Here is a 19,683-nt window from a genome sequence, read left to right as displayed (position 1 = left end):
CAGCCTCGTCTTATGGCGGAACGATTCATACGGATGAACCTGTTTAATTTACAGTATTCCTTAAACGCCAGTGTATTTCGCGCTGGCGTTTTCTCATGTCTTCTTATCGTTATCTCGACATTCAGTGGCAGTGCACTTGCGGCTTCTCAAACTGAACTTAAAGGGGTAAAAACAGAAATTTCGCGCCAACAGCAGCAGCTCAATAAAGCACAGAAGCAGCTCAACAAACTGCAAGGCGAACTCAAAAAACAAGAGCTTTCAATCAATGCGATAGAGAAGACGATCAAGCAGACTGAAGCCAACCTAAAGAAGGCCAACACCAACCTAAGCCAATACCAGAAACAGAAGTCCGCATTAGAAAAGCAGCAAAAATTACAAAGTGACACGTTAAAAGAGCTGGTCAAAACCTATTACATAACTCGACGCAAATACGATGCAGCGTCCCTTCTGCAAAGTGATAACAAAGCCGAATTGGATCGCATTGGGCACTATTTCCAACACTTAGCCAAAGAGCGCACTAAAGCCATTGAAGCACTCATGGCAACCGAAACCGAATTGGAATCCACCCACCGTGCGTTGAGACAAAAACAACAAGAAATATCCGATTTGCTGGCGACTCAACAATCCAAGAAGAAAGCACTAACCAGTTCACAATCAAGCCGTAAGAAAACCGTCTCTAAAATTAAAAGCACCGTTAAAAACGACAAAACGTATTTATCCGAACTGCAACGCAACGAAAACCGGTTAAAAGCCGAAATCGCCAAAGCCGCAAAACGCGCCGCTATTCCAATGAACGGTCTAAGCAAGCAAAAAGGACGACTTCCGTGGCCACTTCGAGGCAGAGTGTTGCACAATTACGGTACAAAACAGACTGGGCAAGTAAACTGGAAAGGTATGGTGATCAGCGCTAAACACCAACAACCAGTAAAAGCCGTGTATTCGGGAACCGTGGTTTTCGCAGAATACTTACGAGGCTATGGCTTGCTTGTGTTAGTCGACCATGGAAAGGGCGACATGACGTTGTACGGCTTTAATCAGACCCTGATGAAGAAAGAGGGCGACAAAGTTCAAGCTGGGGAAACCATTGCACTCGCAGGGGATACGGGAGGACAAGACAGAACCTCCCTATACTTTGAGATACGTCGGAACAGTAAAGCTCAAAACCCAAAATCTTGGTTAACCAGATAAGAACACTTAATAAAACACAAATAAAAAAGGAGCACTAAGTGCTCCTTTTTTATGTTGAATTCAATTCATGCTTAGTCGCTGCCAAACAAGTCTCGTGTGTAGACTTTATCTTTTACATCACTGAGCTCTTCAACCATGCGGTTCGATACAATCACGTCCGACTTGTTCTTAAATTCATTCAAATCCGTCATGACTTTCGAATGGAAAAACTCTTTCTCTTCCAAAACAGGTTCAAAGACCACAACCTCAATGCCCTTTGCTTTTAGGCGTTTCATGATTCCTTGAATACTCGAGGCACGGAAATTATCTGACCCCGCTTTCATGATTAAGCGATATATCCCAACCACTTTTGGTTGCTTTTGAAGAATAGATTCAGCAATGAAATCTTTGCGCGTTCGGTTGGCATCCACAATCGCTTGAACAATGTTGTTCGGCACGTCTTGATAGTTCGCCAAAAGCTGCTTTGTATCTTTTGGTAGACAGTAACCACCGTAGCCAAATGAAGGGTTGTTATAATGGCTGCCGATACGAGGATCGAGACCAACACCTTCAATAATCTGGCGAGAATCTAATCCATGCGCTTCCGCGTAGGAATCCAACTCGTTGAAGTACGCAACACGCATCGCCAAGTATGTATTAGAGAACAACTTAACAGCTTCTGCTTCTGTTGAGTTGGTAAAAAGAACTTCAATGTTCTCTTTTTCAGCACCTTGAACGAGCAGATCCGCAAATTTCTTTGCCCTCTCACTTTGCTCACCAACAATGATTCGAGACGGATGCAAGTTGTCATAAAGCGCCCGCCCTTCTCGCAAAAACTCAGGAGAAAATATAATGTTATCGCAATCTAGTTCTTTTCTAATACGCTCCGTATAGCCAACTGGTACTGTCGACTTAATCACCATCGTCGCGTTTGGATTGATTGCCATGACATCTTTAATCACCGCCTCTACAGAAGCCGTTTTAAAGTAATTGGTTACTGGGTCATAATCCGTTGGAGTAGCGATAACGACATATTCTGCATCTTTGTATGCGCTTTCTTTGTCTAATGTCGCCACTAAATTCAACGGTTTTTCAGAAAAAAACGATTCGATTTCTTTGTCTGCAATGGGAGATACTTTGTCGTTAATAAGATTTACTTTATTTTCAATGACATCTACGGCTACAACTTTATTATGTTGAGCTAACAGGACTGCATTGGATAACCCAACATAACCTGTCCCTGCAATTGCGATTTTCATCTATTCCCTACCCTAACTAACAAAAAATCGACGCTCTGTGACTTATTCAAGTACAGCATCGATTTTAAATTGCGCAAATGACGTGCTTATTTTCGCTCAAAAGAAAAAATATGAGCTTTCAAGCAAATTTAGCAAACTAACGTAGAGGTATATTATGAAACAGGGATGAATTAGGTGTGAGAGGAGTATGACAATGAAAAAGCAGCCCTAAGGCTGCTAATGTATTCGAGTTAATTACGAACTCGATCACCAGAACCTTTTCCGGATACGGTTTGTAAAATATACCGAAAATAATTGTGAACGCTGATTGTTTTTATCATTTCACTGTCTAATTGTGATAATTTCTCCGGCGTTGACATGTCAACTTGATTAACTTGAGCCAATCCCGTGATCCCAGGTAATACATCGAAAACATGACGCTCACTCCTTTTTTCAATCAACTCGGACTGGTTAAAAAGACAAGGTCTTGGACCAACCAAACTCATCTCCCCTTTCACCACGTTGATAAGTTGAGGGAGTTCATCAAGTTTCGTTTTTCGCAAAAAAGAACCAAACTTGGTAACAGAAGAAGCATTCACAAGATGAGTGGCCACCGATTTTGTATCCACTGGCATGGTACGAAATTTAATAAGCGTGAAGGGCTTTAGGTTTTTACCTACCCTTTCTTGGCGGAAGACTGGTGCTCCGGTATCGAACAATCCAACGATGTACACAATAAGCAATACTGGCCAGAGTACTATCAGTCCAATGATTGCAAACAAAAAATCTAGGATGCGTAAAGTAAAAGTCATACTGAATCTTATCAACTAAAGTGAATTACACGTTTTCATTTTTTGGATGCCAAAAAGTGATCGACGGTTCTTTGAATACCGTATTGAAAAGAAATGGAAGGCTGCCAGTTAAGGCGAGAAAACGTATCCGTCGCATCAACTTCTAAATTCCCAGTGATTCTATCCATTACGGCTTTTTTTCCAAGTAACGATGCAGCTAATGTTAACATGCGAACGGGGATCGGAAGCATAAAATAACGCTTAGACATACTCGATGAAATCGCGTTAAAAATCTCTGGGGTCGACACACTTTTACCATCAGAAACCAAAAAAGTTTGACCTCCAGCCTTATCATTAGTTACGCACTCGAGAATCAAATCCACTAAATTGTCGACATACACAACACTCCGAGCGTTTTTGACACAGCCAAATGGTAAGGGAACACCTGCATGGACAATCTTCATCATAGAGCGGAAATTTGCTTTAACGCCAGGTCCGTATACCAAAGGCGGACGAATAATAACCACTTCTAGCCCGGTTTCTTTTGAGAGTCTTTGGAGCTCTACTTCTGCTTCGTATTTACTGTTTCCATAAGGATCTAGTGGTGCAGTCTCAACCTTTGATGTAAACGCCTTTCCAATTTCAGTGCTTTCGCCATTCACCTTGATTGAGCTTAGAAAAATAAATCTTCTCACACCGGATTTTACCGCCTGCCCAGCAAGATGAATCGTTGCTTCCGTATTGACTCGTTGGTACGCTTTGAAAGCGGAAGCTTCATCTTCTTTCATTTGATGCACTCGCGCAGCACAATGTATAACACAGTCCACACCCCGCAAAGCGCCACCCCAATCCGTTTCAAGCCCAAGGTCGAGTTGAAAAAAATCGAATCGCTTATCAGCTTGTACGGTCTTTCTATGCTGAACATTCACATCCCATCCCATGTTGGATGCCGTTTGAGACACTCTACTGCCAACAAAGCCCGTTCCGCCCGTTACAAGTACTTTCAAATTCCCACCGCTTAGCCTTTCAAACGCTCAGAAGCAAAATTGCCGCCTAGCTTAAATAACTTAAGAATATTACAATACACCCGATAAAAGATAAAAATGATTCCACAATTCAGAGCAATAAATGATAAAGCTACTTAGTCGACTTTTAAGCGCTAGCCGAAAAAACAAACGTCTTATCAGTATTTCATACGATTCATTTGCCATCGTATTCTCCATCTATCTTGCTACGGCACTGCGTTTAGACGACTTCGCTTTCGAAATTGGACTCGACGAAACAGCCAGCGCCCTCTGCACAGTTATCGTGACGATATTTTGCTTCATACGGTTGGGGATGTATCGAGCGGTTCTTCGATATATGATGCTACCAGCCCTAGGAAATATCTTTATTGCGGTTGTTATCTCATCGGTAACGCTTGCTTTGAGCAGCTTCTTTTTTCAGTCTTTTGTACCTCGAAGTGTTCCTTTCATCTACTGTGGTTTCGCTATCTTAGCTCTGGGTGGCCCAAGAGTACTTTTCAGAACCATCTACTACCATTATTACCGAAGGAAAAAGCCAAACGTATTTATCTACGGAGCGGGGGCTACTGGTCGAGACCTTGCTTACGCCTTAGTACAAGGTAATGAGTATCACCCAGTCGTATTGCTAGACGATGACGCGACTAAAGCAGGACAAGTAATGTTCGGCATCAAAGTACATCACACAGAGGACTTTGAAAGCCTAATGTCTCTATATCAGCCTGTTAAGTTGCTACTAGCAATTAACAATATCAATAAAGGCGAGCGCTTAAGGCTGTTAGAAAAGTTATCAAACTGGCCCATCGCCGTTCAGTCGGTCCCATCTGTAGAAGACATTGCAGCGGGTAGAGCTCAAGCAACAGACGTAAAAGATCTCGATGTAGCCGATCTATTAGGGCGCTCCCCTGTTGAACCAGACATTGATTTGATGGAAAAAAACATTCTTGGTAAGAATGTTATGGTTACTGGGGCAGGAGGGTCTATCGGCTCCGAGCTTTGCCGCCAAATTGTGAATTATAAACCTAAAACTCTTATCTTATTTGAGCTCAATGAGTACAACTTATACGCGATCGATCAGGAATTACAACTACTCAAAGATAAACAGAGTTTGGACATTAAGATTGTTGCTTCATTGGGTTCTGTTCAGAAAGAAAATCGATTGCTAAAAATAATGCAAGCACATGGTGTAGATACTGTATATCACGCTGCAGCGTACAAACACGTTCCTCTTGTAGAAGATAATGCCATTGAAGGCATAAGGAATAATGTTTTTGGTACCTTAGCCTGCGCCAATGCGGCCATCGAAGCGGGAGTTAGCCACTTTACACTCATATCAACCGACAAAGCCGTTCGGCCGACAAATATTATGGGTGCGAGCAAAAGAATGGCCGAATTGGTACTACAAGCACTTGCAGATAAGCAAACAGACACTATTTTTACCATGGTACGCTTTGGCAATGTACTGGGCTCTTCAGGTTCAGTTGTTCCACTATTCAAAAAACAGATAAAAAAAGGTGGACCAGTAACCGTAACTCATACTGATATCACTCGTTACTTTATGTTGATTCCCGAGGCTGCACAGCTTGTTATTCAAGCCGGAGCCATGGCGCACAACGGTCAGGTGTTTGTATTGGATATGGGTGAACCCGTTAAAATCTTGGATCTCGCCAAAAGAATGATTCATTTAATGGGGTTACAAGAGTATGTGGAAGGCACTGGAGAAGAAGGGGATATTGCAATAAAGATTACTGGGTTAAGACCCGGGGAGAAACTATATGAAGAGCTTTTAATTGGGGATGATGTTGAAGGTACAAGCCATCAAAAAATCATGACGGCAAAAGAAAACAAATTGACCTGGGTAGAAATGGAAGCGGTGTTAGACGAGCTGGATGAATATTGCCACGACTTCGCGTTAAACCAAATTATTGACGTACTACTTACCGCACCGACACAATACACACCCAAAAAAGAGGCTCATTAATGGCACTGTTTATTTCCGTTATTAACCACAATCACGATGACATGATATGTGCCAACCCAACATTGTCTCGACTCAGTACCCAGCATAAGGTGCTCATTAAATCCAATTCAATCGCAACAGAAAAACTAAAAAACTACTGTATTGCGTCAGGGATAACTCTAATACAAGGTAATACTGTTAAAGGGTTTGGAGCCAACAACAATGAAGTATACGAGTACATAAGAAATACTATCCAATCAGATGACTATTTTTTAGTGCTCAACCCTGATGTAGAAGTCACAGGTGGTGCTATAAATGATTTACTTGTACAGGCTAAAGAATACAACTCTGATATATCAGCCATCAATCTTTTTAAAGACGAACACTATACAATCTATGATAAGTCGATAAGAAAGTACCCCGAACTGCTTGGGCCATTACGCTCTCTTGTTGGCTTACAAAGAAACGATGTGTTTGATAAGTCTTTGGTAACGTCGCCAACAAAAATAGACTGGGCTGCAGGATCTTTCCTACTTTTTAAGGTAGATTGCTTTGAAAAGCTAAAAGGGTTTAATGAGAAATTCTTTATGTACTTTGAAGATGCTGACATTTGCACCCGTGCAAACAAAAAAGGCCTCAATGTCTACTATTTTCCTGACATTAAAGCCATTCATTATGCGTCACACCAAAATCGAAATGTGTTTTCTAGACATTTTTATTGGTACATCTTAAGTTCTCTCAGATATTTTTTCACTCAATCTAAAATAAAAAAATCGACTAGAAAGAATAAAAAGCACTCTCTTTGAGAGTCCACAGTTTTTTAAAACTAGGTTTTTGAGCTGCTTTTCATATCCAATTTTCTTGAGAAAGAATAGAAGGAAAAATGCTTGATCCATAATTCTAAAAAATATTTTAAAACTTTTATTTATGTAATGTAATTTCCGGTACAGATTTTTCTTATGCTTCCTAGCGCCGATAGCATTATTGGAATGCTGACGATAGAGAATAAACTTTCCACTTAAAAAGTATATATTTCCTGTGTATTTCGCTAGCAGTGCTAACCACCAATCATGCATTAGTACTTTACGCTCATCAATCAATGACAAGGAATGTTGTAATGTTAATATCAAAGGGCGATTCATCATGACAGTTGCACCTTGTACGCAGTTCTTAAGTAAAATTGAGTCATCTAAAATCGTTTTTTCACTTATTCTTTCATGCTCAAAAAAACTATTTTCATATCTCTCTCCATTAGAGTCTATTAGAGTAGAATCAGAAAAAACAAGTTGCGCTTTACTAGATGAGCTTCCTTTTTTATTAATGAAGCTAAGATAACTTTCCGCTTTGTGTTTCAACCAAATATCATCTTGATCTGATAAAAAAACAAATTCTTCAATACTCTTAGATATAGCGTGGAAAAAGTTACGTGATATACCTTTTTGAGGGCCAAAGATAATCTCGTAATTTTCATAATAGTGTAAATTGAAAACCTTCTTAACTATTTCAATGGTATTGTCAGTTGAACCATCATCTGAGATCAAAACTCTAGATGGTTTAATTGATTGTACTAAAATGGAAGTTAACTGCTCTTCAATATACTTAGCCCCATTATAGGTACATATTATGACTTCGTACCGTATTAAATTCATAAGTAGTCAAGACCTACTGTTCAAAGCAGCTTTTATATTCCACTTAATTTTTCTAAGCTTAAAGAAAAGAGAAGGGAAGTTATTATTTATATACGTTAATAATTTTAACCGAGCCTTTAAATACCTTGATGATGATTCAATCCCCTTTAATCTTTCTGACTCTTCAAACGAGCTCCAGCTGAGGCGAGCAGAACTAAAAGTGCTTAGGTAATTAAGTCCTCTGTCTTCATCAAGAATATCCCTACATACTGTCGCAAACAAAGATGAACTCTTATCCCAATCAGGCCACTCATCCGCAGTGATTAAAGCATTAGACTTTAGATTTCGCTGTGCTTTTTTATCAAGGCAAAGCTTGTCGATAAAATTTAAGACCTCATCATCGGTTCTAGTAAAAGACACTAAGGCATTATAGTCGTGCTTAATATACTCATCAAACCCTGTGACATCATAGGTAACGGCAGTACACCCACAATGAAACGCTTCTAAAGGCGGTCCAAACATACCTTCAACTGTAGACAACTTAACAAGAACATCACATGACGAATAAATAGATCCAACCTTAGAAATTGGAACTCGACTAAATAATTTATCTACTCCTTTCATTGCACCAATCGCAGTAGAGGTCATCAACCAGATCTCGTCAGCTTTACTTTTCTTCACAAGCTCTAATGCCAACTCAGTATTTTTAAAAGAAACATTTAAAGGTCCTTCAATTAAAACTCGAGTTTTATTATCATCTCTCTTTTTAATGGGTAAAAGATCTCGATTAAAATACTCTTTTCTAATTCCATTTTTCACTAGAAAAGCATTTACACCATATTTATCTTGTAGGTACTCTTTAATCCAAGTTGCCTCTGTAATATAGTCAAGCTGTAGAGCATAAGTTTGTTCAACTAAGTTTCTTATGCATTTTTCCTCTTCAGAGTAAAACTTTGACTCTATAGATTGTACAAAATATGCATATCTTTTAGCTTGAACTTTCTCTAAATAGAATACTGTTCTCCACCAAGTCGCAATCACCAAGTCAAACTCAATGTTCCTAGCTTCCTCATATGTAAGCCAATTTAATTTTTCTGCGCCTGGGAACCAAGTTAATCTTTTAGGATCTACTCGTTCTTCTGTTAGAATCGTTATATCGATACCCGATAGTAATAATCTAGTAGCATGTTCAAATATAACATTCGTACCACCACTAATGTCAGGGCTCCAAACCAAAAAACAATACTTCATATCTAAAATCCTAACTTAAATTTCTTATAAGAGTAATAAATATACTTTAAAAAAGAGCAACCATTATTGGTAAATGCAGCTGGTTTCCACCACTCTTTACCAATTTCGTATGATGGGTTTTTCAAAATTCCTATTATATATTTAAATCTACTCTTATTGCTTTCACCATCAAATTGAGAATAATTAAATGTCCCAAAATTTTCATAGTGCTTTATTTCTGACATTTCTTTTACTTCTTGATCGGACGGAAAGTACACTCCTTTGGCATAAAACTTTAATAGTATACTTTCAAATTCATCAATAGTTAAGGAATACTCCAATTTTAACTTTTCAAGTACAGTTATTACGTTGAGAAAGTTTTTTTGATACGGGCGAATTTTAGATGTAAATAATTCAGTTTCATATCGATTATCTTCTAAGATACCGAAATCGCTAGTGTCACTATATCTAATTAGGCTACCATGAGACGCACCACAAAAAATTTCATAAGATGCCCTAAACTCATTGTATATACTGTCATTGAAAACACTAAGCTGACGAAAGAGTAGACCATTCTTTACATTATTAGAACTGGAATTCGAACCACTAAGTATGCAGCAATAATAACCGTTTATACTTCTCTTAGTAGCTAGATGAATATTGTCTTGTATACTCCCCTTCCATCCGACATCAACAAGGTTAACTACTTTATTTGATATCAGTGAATCAAGGTATTTTCTTAAGTATTTATTTTGCTCTTCCCGAGATACTTCATATTTAGAGCGAAAAGATGTGCTGCTTATGAGTTTTTGGAATGGTTCTGTCGTCTTCAATTCCTCATGAACCTCGTCAAATGAGATCCCCTCTAATTCACCTTGTAGAATTGAAATATAATCACAAAGTCCTACCGTTTTTAGAAAAGTACTCAAGGACATTTTAGGATATTGTCTAAATAGCTTCTCAAAACTTTCGTCATCAAGAGTACTTAATGATGGAAGATAAGTTCCTCTTCGAGAAGCATACATATAATGGCTAGATATACGACTTGGACGATCTTTAGACAAAACGTCAAAAATCTCTTTTAAAAACTCCCCCTCTCTAGCTAAGAATATTACATCCTTTTCATTATTACGATTTAGGTTTGCAATTAATTTTATGGTAAAGATATATAAAGGAATTACCGCCCAAAGAAATTTACCTGAATCCTTTGAAAATACATTTTTCAGATCTTTTTTCAAATTATTCAAATTCGAAGTTTTATCAAATGAACGATCATAAGATTTAAAAAAATCACTACGGTCGATATGAATTGAATTAATTCCTACGTCCTTTGCTTTCTTATAGTCACTGTGATAGTTATCACCTATCATCAATACATTATTTGGATTTAAATGATAAGTTTCAATTAAGTATTCATATAGCTTACCACTTCTTTTTGACTTAAAATAATCTGAAGAAACATAAATATCCGATACTAAGTCACTAAAACCATGATAATCGGATAATGACTTAATAAAGTCCTTACCGCAATAAAAGTCGGAAACAATAACTATTTTTATACCAAGTTTAATCTGATTTTCTAGAAAATTGACAACATCAAGGTTAACCTCTTGGGATTTTTTTTCTAAAGATAACTCTATATTTAGGCAAGTATCAAAAAATTCACTTTCTGAAAAATCAAATAAATATTTACTTTTTAAAAACTGCCATAGTAAGGTAATGAGTTCTTCATATTTAAATTCAGATTCTTGAACTTCAACATAACGATTTCCACATAACTCGCTCTCTATAGAATTTCTTAAATCATAGAATTCTCTACTAGAAATTGGCAAGTTGAAAAAATCTATTAATTGAGCACACCATCTTTTTTTTATTTCTTCTGGATGACATTTTCTATGAACTAGTGTATCGAAGAAATCCGTAAATATAAATTCCGTATTATCTGATACAACTAGTTCAGATAAATTAATAGTCTTGTTATCTTTTTTCATATTCAGAGTTCTTAATTTTTCTTGAATAATTTTTTTATTCGAGTAAATTTATTATTATATCTTAATTCATTAATTTCTTCTTCATATCTACTCATTATTTCGAATCTTTCCAATGCCAGCTCTTCTGTTTTCCTTATTAAAATTTCTTTATCTTTAATTAATTGCTCAGCTTTTTCTAATTGTATACCCTTCAATTGAGAAAGATATTTAAACTTCAACAAGTACAATGTCTTTTCAAAATCATTTTCGACTAAGATTTTATATTTCTCTAATCCCTTAGGGAATAATATTCCTAATCCCCACGAGTGATCGATTTCAAAGTGAGCATACTTTTCCTTAATTTCATTCCAATAATCTTTTGACCCATAATCGACATCAGAAGCTATGTCATGAAATAAAACTATACCTTGTTCGCTTAATTTAGGTAACCAAACCTCGAAATCATTTTTAGTTGCATCATAAGTATGAAGACCATCAATATGAAGTATATCAATAGATTCATTCTCAAACTCGCAAGCTGCATTATCGAATAATTTTCTTACTAAATGATATTTCTGGTTTGCAAAAAAGCTATGGCAACAACCTTTTACGTGTTCGAATACTTCATCACCATATTTTCCTGCATGCTCTTCACCTTCCCAAGTGTCAATTGCGTAAATGTCTGTTTCTAGCTCATTATTTTTTATTGATTGTAGAAAACTAAAAAAAGAAACTCCCCAATGTGTACCAAGCTCAACAATTTTCTTAGGTCGTGTCGTTTCCACAAGATAATAAGCAATTTCACGATGCCCTCCCCATGGGGAATAAAATGAGTCATCTCTTACAGAATCAACATCAAACTCTATATTCTGATACATAATTTTACCTAATTTTTAGACTTTTAAAGGGATGATTAAATAATGCAAAGTGGATATTATTAGGGGAAATATTTTTCACTCCAATAATATTATGGGCCCAACACTCAATACTATGATGTAAAGGGTCAGTACCATTACCAATACCTAAAGTTATAAAGTACTCACCAGGGCGAATATCATTCCAATCAAATTCCACTTTTAATATAGACTCGCCAGGTGAGATCGATATATCAAATTTGCATTCAGGAGAAAGGTTATTATAACCTAATATACTATTACCATACTTATCATTTATGAGATATCCAAAAACTGCATTTTTTATTTCAATTTTAGCTTCAACCACTAATTCTAAAGTAATACAGTCTCCATTTTTCACTATATACTGGTTATTTGCTATCTCTTCCAAATTTGTTTTATATCTTAATATTTTAGCTGCCAATCCCCCAGCGATTTTTGATTTAGATATCTCTTTCCAGTCGTCCGATATATCTGACTTATAAGCCTTATTTCCATCAGAAGAATCTAATTCACTCGTAATTAAAGTATCAGTAGATTGAGATTGGTTTTGATAATTTTTTAAATAGATCTCAACACCTTCGATTGGTTCCCCAAAAAAGGCAACTTCGCCATTATTCAGTAAAAGAACTTTATCACACATAGACGTTACGGTATGCATATCATGAGTTACAACTAGTTTAGTAGAATTAGCTAGCTCTGTTTTCATGAACTCTAAGCATTTATTTTGAAAAAATACATCGCCAACCGCTAACGCTTCATCAACAATAAGAATTTCTGGTTTTTGGCATACTGCTACCGAAAATGCTAATCTTACGTACATCCCACTAGAGTATGATTTAACAGCCTGATCAAAATATTCTCCAATATCAGCAAATTCTTGTACCCATGGAATCAAATCTTGAGATTCCTGCTTAGTTAGACCAGCAAGCGCACAAGATAAATACACATTTTCCCGGCCTGTAAATTCTGGGTTGAATCCAGAACCTAATTCGAGTAAAGCCGATAACTTACCATTGACGTCAACATTACCAGAAGTTTGAGTCATCGTGCCGGTTATTATTTGTAGCAGAGTTGATTTTCCGGCACCATTAACTCCAATTATTCCGACAGTATCCCCTGGGTTAATTTGGAAGGAAATATTATTTAGTACCCTGTATTCCTTAGCTACTCGACTTCTACTTTTTAATAGTTCATCAAGTATTCTTGCAAATGGACTTCTGTATTCTAAAAAGCTCTTTTTGATATTAGATAGTTTAATCGAATAATTATCATACAACATCTGAAAATCCTTTCTTTAATCTTCTAAATATAAAAGCGCTCAGATATAAAAACAAAAATGAAATTATTAAATAAGAAAAAACGCCGAGAAAATTAGGTTTAATCCCAAAAATCAAGACACTTCTAGTCTGCTCTATTATGTAAGCCAAAGGATTTGCCAATATATAAACGTGATATTTCTCTGGAATTGCACTGAGAGGATAAAATATTGGACTTAAGAAAAGCAATATTGTTGATAAAAATCCTGCCAAATGCGATATATCTTTAATATATAAACTAATAGAAGATAGTAATAATGAGATTGAAACAGCCATAATTACTAAAGGGAACAATATGATAGGATAATATATCCATGTCACTGGTACATTTCCACTAAATATGAGAAATAAAAATAGTATCCCCAAACTAATACAATGGTTGAATAAGGAAGTTAGTACAAGTTTCAAGGGTAATATCTCCAAAGGAAATACCACTTTTTTCACGTAGTTTGCATTTCCAGAAATTAAGCTAGGTGATATATTTATAATTTCAGCTAGAAAAGCATGAATTATTAATCCTGAAAAAAGTATCACAGCAAAATTTTGAGTTGTATCCACTCCCCACTTAGCTTTAAAAACAACCCCAAAAACGAAACTATAAATAACCAACATAAGAAGAGGGTTAAAAAAGTTCCAAAGAAATCCTAATGATGATCCTCGATATCTCGAAAGAATATCTCGTTTAGTTAGCTCGAGTAAAAGGTACCGATATTTAAACATTTAAAGTTTCACTATAATATTCGTTATTTATTTAAGTCTAAAGGGGTTATCTCAGAAAAGGGAATACCATTTTCGTCTTTTGAAGATAATACTATACCTATATCATATTCTGGCCACGTAATATTTAGTAACTCATCGTTCCATATAATAGACTTTTCTGAATCGGGGTGATAATAGTCCGTACATTTATACACAAACTCAGCTTCTTCACTCGTCACATAAAACCCATGGGCAAAACCTTCGGGCACCCATAGCTGCCGCTTGTTCTCAGCTGATAGGTAAACGCCTATCCATTGACCAAAAGTTTTCGAGCCTTTTCGAATATCTACAGCTACGTCGTATACTTCACCAGAAACCACACGCACAAGCTTACCTTGGGTATTCTCTGTTTGGTAATGCAAGCCGCGTAAGATCCCCTGCTTTGACTTGGAGTGATTGTCTTGTACAAACTGAGTTGGTTTGCCTGTTACCAATTCTTCAAACTTCTTTTGTTGCCACGTTTCCATAAAGAAGCCACGTTCATCCCCAAATACTGTTGGCTCAATAATTTTCACATCGGGGATGGCAGTATCAATTACTTTCATTGTTGATATTCTCTGATATTTTCTAAAGCCTGTTTCCAGTCACTTTGTGTCACATCGAACACTTCAGTGATCTTCTGGCAGTTTAGTCTTGAATTTTCGGGACGAGGTGCCGGCGTTGGGTATTCGATCGCAGCAATTTCATTCACTATCGGCAAGCTTTCAAGAACTTGGTGCTTGCCTGCTTGATCAAAGATTTCACACGCAAATTGATACCAGCTTACATGAGGAACACCAGAATAGTGGAACACTCCGGATGGTGTTTCAGCTGATTGAGCATACTTATCCATCATCTTAATAAGTACAGTGGCAATATCCCCTGCATAAGTTGGTCCGCCAAACTGATCACCAATAATTCCCAACTCAGGACGCTCAGAACCTAAACGCAACATGGTTTTTACAAAGTTATTGCCCTGCTCACCAAATACCCATGCTGTCCTTAAAATACCATAACGCGTACAGTGCGCTTGAACCATTTTTTCGCCAGCAAGCTTGCTTTGACCATACACACCTTGTGGATCTGTTGGATCTGATTCTATGTAAGGAGATTGCTTCGAACCGTTGAAGACATAATCTGTCGAAATATGGAGCAGCAATGCACCTATACGCTCTGACGCTTGAGCCAAATACTTTGGACCATCGCTATTAATAGCGTAACTGGAATCCACATCCGTCTCGGCTTTGTCTACCGCGGTGTGTGCGGCAGCGTTAATAATGACGCTTGGATTCGACGATTCAATCAAGCGAAACACTGTATCTTGAGACGTGATATCAAGCTCTTCGCGATCATAAGCAAATAACTCAATGTCAGCACGATTTTTGAGTTGTTCGACCAAGCAGTAGCCCACTTGTCCACTGCACCCCGTCACTAAGACCTTCATCTAGCTGATCTTCCTGTTTTTAATCAATCTCATAAGATACTGACCGTATTCATTCTTCATCATTGGTTCCGCAATTACTGCTAACTCTTCATCCGTTAACCACTTGTTCTGCCATGCAATCTCTTCTAAGCACGCAACTTTTAAGCCCTGAACGTGCTCAATCGTTTGTACAAAAGAAGATGCCTCATGCAAACTTTCATGAGTACCTGTATCTAACCACGCAAAACCTCGCCCAAGTAGCTCAACGTTCAAACTACCATCATTAAGATACATCTCATTTAGTGTGGTGATTTCTAACTCACCACGAGCAGATGGTTTGACCTGTTTTGCCATTTCCACCACACGATTGTCGTAGAAATACAAACCTGTTACCGCATAATTCGATTTGGGCACCTGGGGTTTTTCTTCGATTGAAACGGCTTTCATCTCAATATCAAACTCCACCACTCCAAAGCGCTCTGGATCTTTTACTTGGTACCCAAAAACGGCTGCTTGCCCCTGCTCAGCCAGTTCTCTCGCGTGCTTTAATTGCTGACCAAAGGACTGACCATAGAAAATGTTGTCGCCCAAGACTAAACAAACAGAATCATCACCGATGAACTCTTCGCCAATGGTAAAGGCTTGGGCTAAACCGTCGGGGCTTGGTTGAGTTGCATACTCTAGATTGATACCAAAATCGGAACCGTCGCCCAGCAAACGCTTAAAACTAGCGTTATCTTCTGGTGTAGTGATGATTAATATGTCTCGAATCCCAGCCAGCATTAATGTCGATATCGGATAAAACACCATAGGTTTGTCATAAATCGGGAGCAACTGTTTAGAGACGCCACGAGTCAGAGGGTAAAGACGCGTCCCTGAGCCACCTGCTAAAACGATACCTCTCATTTCGAATCTCCTGAACCAAGGCGCTCACGTGCATATGAACCATCAAGCACTCTAGACCACCATTTTTGGTTACTCAGATACCATTCGACCGTCTTTCTAATTCCAGATTCAAAGGTTTCTTCTGGTGTCCAACCAAGTTCACGTTCAATTTTTGACGCATCAATAGCATAACGTACATCGTGACCAGGTCTGTCTTTTACATACGCAATCAAGTCTGAGTAATTTGCAATACCTTCTGGCTTTTCTGGTACCAGTTCTTCCAGTAATGAGCAAAGCGTTTGCACCACCTCAATATTCGCTTTTTCGTTGTGACCACCGATGTTATACGTTTCCCCTATTTTACCTTCGGTCGCGACCTTGTAGAGTGCGCGAGCGTGGTCTTCAACATAGAGCCAATCACGGATCTGCATACCATCGCCGTATACTGGAAGCGGCTTGCCTTCAAGCGCGTTAAGAATCATGAGCGGAATTAATTTTTCTGGGAAATGGTAAGGACCATAGTTATTAGAACAGTTGGTAACTAGCGTAGGCAGTCCATAGGTGCGTTGCCAAGCCCTTACTAGGTGATCACTTGATGCTTTTGATGCCGAGTACGGGCTGCTTGGCTCGTAAGACGTGGTTTCTGTAAACAGTTCATCCGTTCCCTCTAAGTCACCATACACTTCATCTGTGGAGATGTGATGAAAACGGAAGCTTTCCTGGTTCTCTGTATCCAATTTGCTGTAATAACTTCTTGATACTTCCAAAAGGTTATATGTACCAATAATATTGGTTTGAATGAATTCCGACGGTCCATCAATCGAACGGTCAACGTGGGACTCTGCTGCTAAGTGCATAATGATATTTGGCTTGTGCTGTTCAAACACATGTTCTAGCGCTGCTTTATCACATATGTCTATTTGCACAAACGCATAGCGATCAGACGTGTTAACCGTTTCCAATGATTCCAGATTTCCGGCATAAGTCAATTTATCTAAATTGACCACAGAATTACCTGTATTTTCAATAATATGCCTTACAACTGCCGACCCAATAAATCCAGCACCACCGGTTACCAATATCTTCATGCTTCCAACCCGTTTGTGTTTTCGCTTCTGTTTAAAATCTCGATTTACCCTTAGAATTCAAGCACGCTACCGCCCTTGGATAACACTTCCAAAATGCGAGCAAACCGAGGGAAACATCTTAAAAAAATGTCAGAATTGTAACTGAATTTTGATTGGGGTACGAGGGTAATCTAACTTACTTCTACCAACTTGATGATTACCAAACATCTAATAATATTTGATTCGTATTCTATGTAACCTATCGGTAGTAACATTCTTCAAGTAAAAAATGTACTAATGTTCAATGATTGTTACTTTGTCTAACTTCAAATACCTTACCTAATCGTTTACTATTGGGAGACTACTGCGGTTGAGCATTAGTTTTTTGGCTAGAATAGAATAAAATTTATGAATGATAGTATCAGTGAGACATTGCAAAGACGCCAGCAAACAGAACCACAAATTCAAACTAATATAGGCTCTCCAGCTACTACTAATATACCCATAGAGGATACCTCTAAGCTAGGCAGGTGCATTTATGTTTTCTGTCCGGAAAGTGATGCTGGTGGGATCCTTACAGTTTTAAAACGGCACCCACACATACCAGTCTGCTTAAATGATTACTCCATTCGAGACTTTAAGAACAAAACTCTGTGTCATTTCAAAAGCGCTCAACTCTCTCCTGAACAACAAAGTTTTTTGGTAGCAGCAACGGAATTGGGAGCGCAAATAGAACCTTTAGTAGGTTTCCTAGATCGAGCATTAGGGTACACTGAGACCGAACTTCTTCATAGTGGATATTTCTTGCATCAAAAAGCATTTTCCATACTGTCTAGTCGAAAGAATGGGTGGGAAAAAAGAAGTATTGATCTGTTATTTGTATTCCTGATTGGCTGGGTAGCCATTCCTATAGGGTTGTTCACTGCGTTACTTATTAAGCTTGAATCGCCGGGTCCAGTCTTCTTCAAGCAAAGAAGAACAGGACAGTTTAATGAAGAATTCGATGTGATAAAATTCAGATCAATGAGACATGATGCCGAAAAGGACGGGGCGAAATGGGCTTCACAAAACGATGTTCGTGTTACCCGTGTTGGAAAGTTTATTCGAAGAACTCGTATTGATGAACTACCTCAACTTATTAATGTTCTTAAAAATGAAATGTCAATGGTCGGCCCGCGCCCAGAGCGAGAAGTTTTCATAGAAAAGTTAGAAGAAGAAATTCCTTATTATCGATTTCGCCACGCGGTAAAACCTGGCGTTACTGGTTTAGCTCAGGTTAAGTACCCATACGGGGCATCAGTAGAAGATGCTATATGGAAGCACAAATACGATATTTTTTATATAAAACATCAAAATTGGCGTATGGAATTAAAAATTTTGCTTCTAACGATCAAGACTGTGTTGTTTGGGATGGGAAGGTAAAGTGTCTTCAAATTTCTCTGTACTTTGCTCACTGTATCGCAAAGAAAAACCTGCATATTTAAAAGAGTGCTTTGACAGTGTTGCAGAACAGACTCTACAAGCAACAGAGGTTATCGTTGTTCATGATGGTCCTCTGACGGAAGAGCTATATGCAGTTCTAAAGTCATGGCAATCTAAGCTTCCCCTAAAGCAAGTCTGCATTACAAAAAATGTTGGGCTTGGTGAAGCTTTAAATAAAGGACTCGAAGCTTGCTCTTATGACTTAATTGTTCGCATCGATACTGACGATATAAATCACAGAGATAGATTTTTGAAACAGGTTAAGTATATGGACGCCAACCCTGAAGTATCCGCTGCGAGTTCTAGTATTTATGAATTTGAGCATTGCTATGAAAAACCATTTAGACAAAAAACTGTACCCATTGAAAAAAAGATACCAAAGTACATTTTAAAGAGAAACCCATTGAATCACATGGCTACAATTTTTAGAAAGAGGGCTGTTCTTAACGTTGGTAGCTACCAGCATCAACTGTATATGGAAGATTATTACTTATGGCTTAGACTTCAAGCTAATGGCTATAAACTCAGCAACATGCCGGAAGTCTTAGTCAGCGCAAGAGTTGGAAATGGAATGTTAGAAAGGAGGAGAGGCAAGGAATACGCAAGAAGCGAGCTGTCACTAATGAAAAAAATTTATGAACTAAGACTTACTCGAAACCCAAGTACAGCTTTAGTATTTGCTACTCGAAGCTTTAGTAGATTGATGCCTAGTTCGTTCATGAAGAAAGTATATGGCATTTTTCTACGCAAGTAATCAATCTAAGGTTTGTAGTGGTACGTTGAATTTGGCCACCTGATTAGAGGTGTTAAGATGCACCTCATAGCATGACAGGTAAAACTATGACCAAGGCGTACCAGACGCACTTTCAG

At 38.0% G+C, this 19,683-nt stretch carries 18 protein-coding genes; 5 read left to right on the top strand and 13 right to left on the bottom strand.

Translation table 11 applies throughout. The features are described 5' to 3' along the window. Positions 1-33: 33 nt before the first annotated feature. A complete protein-coding gene (locus tag CW749_RS19725) occupies positions 34-1,188 on the top strand; it encodes a peptidoglycan DD-metalloendopeptidase family protein (protein WP_101113995.1) in 1,155 nt (384 codons plus the stop codon). 71 nt (positions 1,189-1,259) lie between these two features. Here CW749_RS19725 and CW749_RS19720 read toward each other — a convergent pair whose 3' ends face one another. The 3 genes from CW749_RS19720 to CW749_RS19710 all read right to left on the bottom strand — a co-directional run bounded on the left by CW749_RS19720 (position 1,260) and on the right by CW749_RS19710 (position 4,203). Further along, the gene (locus CW749_RS19720) at positions 1,260-2,426 is read right to left on the bottom strand and encodes a nucleotide sugar dehydrogenase (RefSeq protein WP_101113994.1); all 1,167 of its coding nucleotides are present in this window, start codon (positions 2,424-2,426) and stop codon (positions 1,260-1,262) included. A 230-nt stretch (positions 2,427-2,656) separates the two neighbouring features. Further along, positions 2,657-3,217, bottom strand: coding sequence for a sugar transferase (locus tag CW749_RS19715; RefSeq protein WP_101113993.1), 561 nt, complete (start codon positions 3,215-3,217; stop codon positions 2,657-2,659). A gap of 35 nt (positions 3,218-3,252) precedes the next feature. Beyond that, on the bottom strand, positions 3,253-4,203 hold the full coding sequence (locus tag CW749_RS19710) for an SDR family oxidoreductase (protein ID WP_101113992.1): 951 nt from the start codon (positions 4,201-4,203) through the stop codon (positions 3,253-3,255). A gap of 121 nt (positions 4,204-4,324) precedes the next feature. Between CW749_RS19710 and CW749_RS19705 the strand changes: the two genes are divergently transcribed. Together CW749_RS19705 and CW749_RS19700 are read left to right on the top strand one after the other, a co-directional pair. Beyond that, positions 4,325-6,199, top strand: a complete 1,875-nt coding sequence (locus CW749_RS19705) for a nucleoside-diphosphate sugar epimerase/dehydratase (protein ID WP_101113991.1) — start codon at positions 4,325-4,327, stop codon at positions 6,197-6,199. Further along, on the top strand, positions 6,199-6,984 hold the full coding sequence (locus tag CW749_RS19700) for a glycosyltransferase family 2 protein (RefSeq protein ID WP_101113990.1): 786 nt from the start codon (positions 6,199-6,201) through the stop codon (positions 6,982-6,984). Before CW749_RS19705 ends, CW749_RS19700 begins: the two co-directional genes overlap by 1 nt. On the opposite strand, the gene CW749_RS19695 is transcribed toward CW749_RS19700, so the two are convergent. From CW749_RS19695 to rfbB, 10 genes are read right to left on the bottom strand one after another with little or no spacing between them, the layout of a single operon-like run. Then, the gene (locus CW749_RS19695) at positions 6,907-7,827 is read right to left on the bottom strand and encodes a glycosyltransferase family 2 protein (RefSeq protein ID WP_101113989.1); all 921 of its coding nucleotides are present in this window, start codon (positions 7,825-7,827) and stop codon (positions 6,907-6,909) included. The two genes, CW749_RS19700 and CW749_RS19695, sit on opposite strands and share 78 nt — an antisense overlap. Before the next feature lie 6 nt (positions 7,828-7,833). Next, a complete protein-coding gene (locus CW749_RS19690; protein ID WP_101113988.1) occupies positions 7,834-9,057 on the bottom strand; it encodes a glycosyltransferase family 4 protein in 1,224 nt (407 codons plus the stop codon). Between the two features lie 2 nt (positions 9,058-9,059). Beyond that, positions 9,060-11,027, bottom strand: coding sequence for an HAD hydrolase-like protein (locus tag CW749_RS19685; protein ID WP_101113987.1), 1,968 nt, complete (start codon positions 11,025-11,027; stop codon positions 9,060-9,062). An 11-nt stretch (positions 11,028-11,038) separates the two neighbouring features. Beyond that, a complete protein-coding gene (locus CW749_RS19680; RefSeq protein ID WP_101113986.1) occupies positions 11,039-11,884 on the bottom strand; it encodes a class I SAM-dependent methyltransferase in 846 nt (281 codons plus the stop codon). Positions 11,885-11,888: 4 nt separating this feature from the next. Then, positions 11,889-13,181, bottom strand: coding sequence for an ABC transporter ATP-binding protein (locus CW749_RS28255; RefSeq protein ID WP_180958452.1), 1,293 nt, complete (start codon positions 13,179-13,181; stop codon positions 11,889-11,891). Continuing rightward, positions 13,171-13,938, bottom strand: coding sequence for an ABC transporter permease (locus CW749_RS19670; protein WP_101113985.1), 768 nt, complete (start codon positions 13,936-13,938; stop codon positions 13,171-13,173). Before CW749_RS19670 ends, CW749_RS28255 begins: the two co-directional genes overlap by 11 nt. Before the next feature lie 23 nt (positions 13,939-13,961). Next, positions 13,962-14,522, bottom strand: a complete 561-nt coding sequence (gene rfbC, locus CW749_RS19665) for a dTDP-4-dehydrorhamnose 3,5-epimerase (RefSeq protein WP_101113984.1) — start codon at positions 14,520-14,522, stop codon at positions 13,962-13,964. Next, a complete protein-coding gene (rfbD, locus tag CW749_RS19660; protein WP_101113983.1) occupies positions 14,519-15,400 on the bottom strand; it encodes a dTDP-4-dehydrorhamnose reductase in 882 nt (293 codons plus the stop codon). Before rfbD ends, rfbC begins: the two co-directional genes overlap by 4 nt. Beyond that, entirely contained in the window at positions 15,401-16,285 is an 885-nt protein-coding gene (gene rfbA / locus CW749_RS19655) for a glucose-1-phosphate thymidylyltransferase RfbA (RefSeq protein WP_101113982.1), read from the bottom strand. It abuts the gene before it with no gap. Beyond that, positions 16,282-17,352 (bottom strand): dTDP-glucose 4,6-dehydratase, encoded by a 1,071-nt coding sequence (gene rfbB / locus CW749_RS19650; RefSeq protein WP_101113981.1) that lies wholly within the window; start codon positions 17,350-17,352, stop codon positions 16,282-16,284. Before rfbB ends, rfbA begins: the two co-directional genes overlap by 4 nt. A gap of 387 nt (positions 17,353-17,739) precedes the next feature. Here rfbB and CW749_RS19645 point away from each other — a divergent pair, with 387 nt between their 5' ends. Further along, a complete protein-coding gene (locus CW749_RS19645) occupies positions 17,740-18,753 on the top strand; it encodes a sugar transferase (RefSeq protein WP_101113980.1) in 1,014 nt (337 codons plus the stop codon). A gap of 1 nt (position 18,754) precedes the next feature. Further along, entirely contained in the window at positions 18,755-19,567 is an 813-nt protein-coding gene (locus CW749_RS19640) for a glycosyltransferase (RefSeq protein WP_101113979.1), read from the top strand. Positions 19,568-19,683: the final 116 nt, after the last annotated feature.

The organism is Vibrio sp. vnigr-6D03, assembly GCF_002835515.1.
GTDB lineage: Bacteria > Pseudomonadota > Gammaproteobacteria > Enterobacterales > Vibrionaceae > Vibrio > Vibrio penaeicida.
The sequence above is the reverse complement of the archived record's forward strand: the minus strand, read 5'-3'. Positions and strand labels throughout refer to the sequence as shown.

Excerpts from the sequence above, each read along its gene's own strand:
- CW749_RS28255 (WP_180958452.1), bottom strand. The coding sequence starts at position 13,181 with ATGTTGTATGATAATTATTCGATTAAACTATCTAATATCAAAAAGAGC.
- CW749_RS19670 (WP_101113985.1), bottom strand. The coding sequence starts at position 13,938 with ATGTTTAAATATCGGTACCTTTTACTCGAGCTAACTAAACGAGATATT.
- CW749_RS19680 (WP_101113986.1), bottom strand. The coding sequence starts at position 11,884 with ATGTATCAGAATATAGAGTTTGATGTTGATTCTGTAAGAGATGACTCA.
- CW749_RS19685 (WP_101113987.1), bottom strand. The coding sequence starts at position 11,027 with ATGAAAAAAGATAACAAGACTATTAATTTATCTGAACTAGTTGTATCA.
- rfbC (WP_101113984.1), bottom strand. The coding sequence starts at position 14,522 with ATGAAAGTAATTGATACTGCCATCCCCGATGTGAAAATTATTGAGCCA.
- CW749_RS19705 (WP_101113991.1), top strand. The coding sequence starts at position 4,325 with ATGATAAAGCTACTTAGTCGACTTTTAAGCGCTAGCCGAAAAAACAAA.
- CW749_RS19690 (WP_101113988.1), bottom strand. The coding sequence starts at position 9,057 with ATGAAGTATTGTTTTTTGGTTTGGAGCCCTGACATTAGTGGTGGTACG.
- CW749_RS19725 (WP_101113995.1), top strand. The coding sequence starts at position 34 with ATGAACCTGTTTAATTTACAGTATTCCTTAAACGCCAGTGTATTTCGC.
- CW749_RS19715 (WP_101113993.1), bottom strand. The coding sequence starts at position 3,217 with ATGACTTTTACTTTACGCATCCTAGATTTTTTGTTTGCAATCATTGGA.
- rfbB (WP_101113981.1), bottom strand. The coding sequence starts at position 17,352 with ATGAAGATATTGGTAACCGGTGGTGCTGGATTTATTGGGTCGGCAGTT.
- CW749_RS19695 (WP_101113989.1), bottom strand. The coding sequence starts at position 7,827 with ATGAATTTAATACGGTACGAAGTCATAATATGTACCTATAATGGGGCT.
- CW749_RS19700 (WP_101113990.1), top strand. The coding sequence starts at position 6,199 with ATGGCACTGTTTATTTCCGTTATTAACCACAATCACGATGACATGATA.
- rfbA (WP_101113982.1), bottom strand. The coding sequence starts at position 16,285 with ATGAGAGGTATCGTTTTAGCAGGTGGCTCAGGGACGCGTCTTTACCCT.
- CW749_RS19720 (WP_101113994.1), bottom strand. The coding sequence starts at position 2,426 with ATGAAAATCGCAATTGCAGGGACAGGTTATGTTGGGTTATCCAATGCA.
- rfbD (WP_101113983.1), bottom strand. The coding sequence starts at position 15,400 with ATGAAGGTCTTAGTGACGGGGTGCAGTGGACAAGTGGGCTACTGCTTG.
- CW749_RS19645 (WP_101113980.1), top strand. The coding sequence starts at position 17,740 with ATGAATGATAGTATCAGTGAGACATTGCAAAGACGCCAGCAAACAGAA.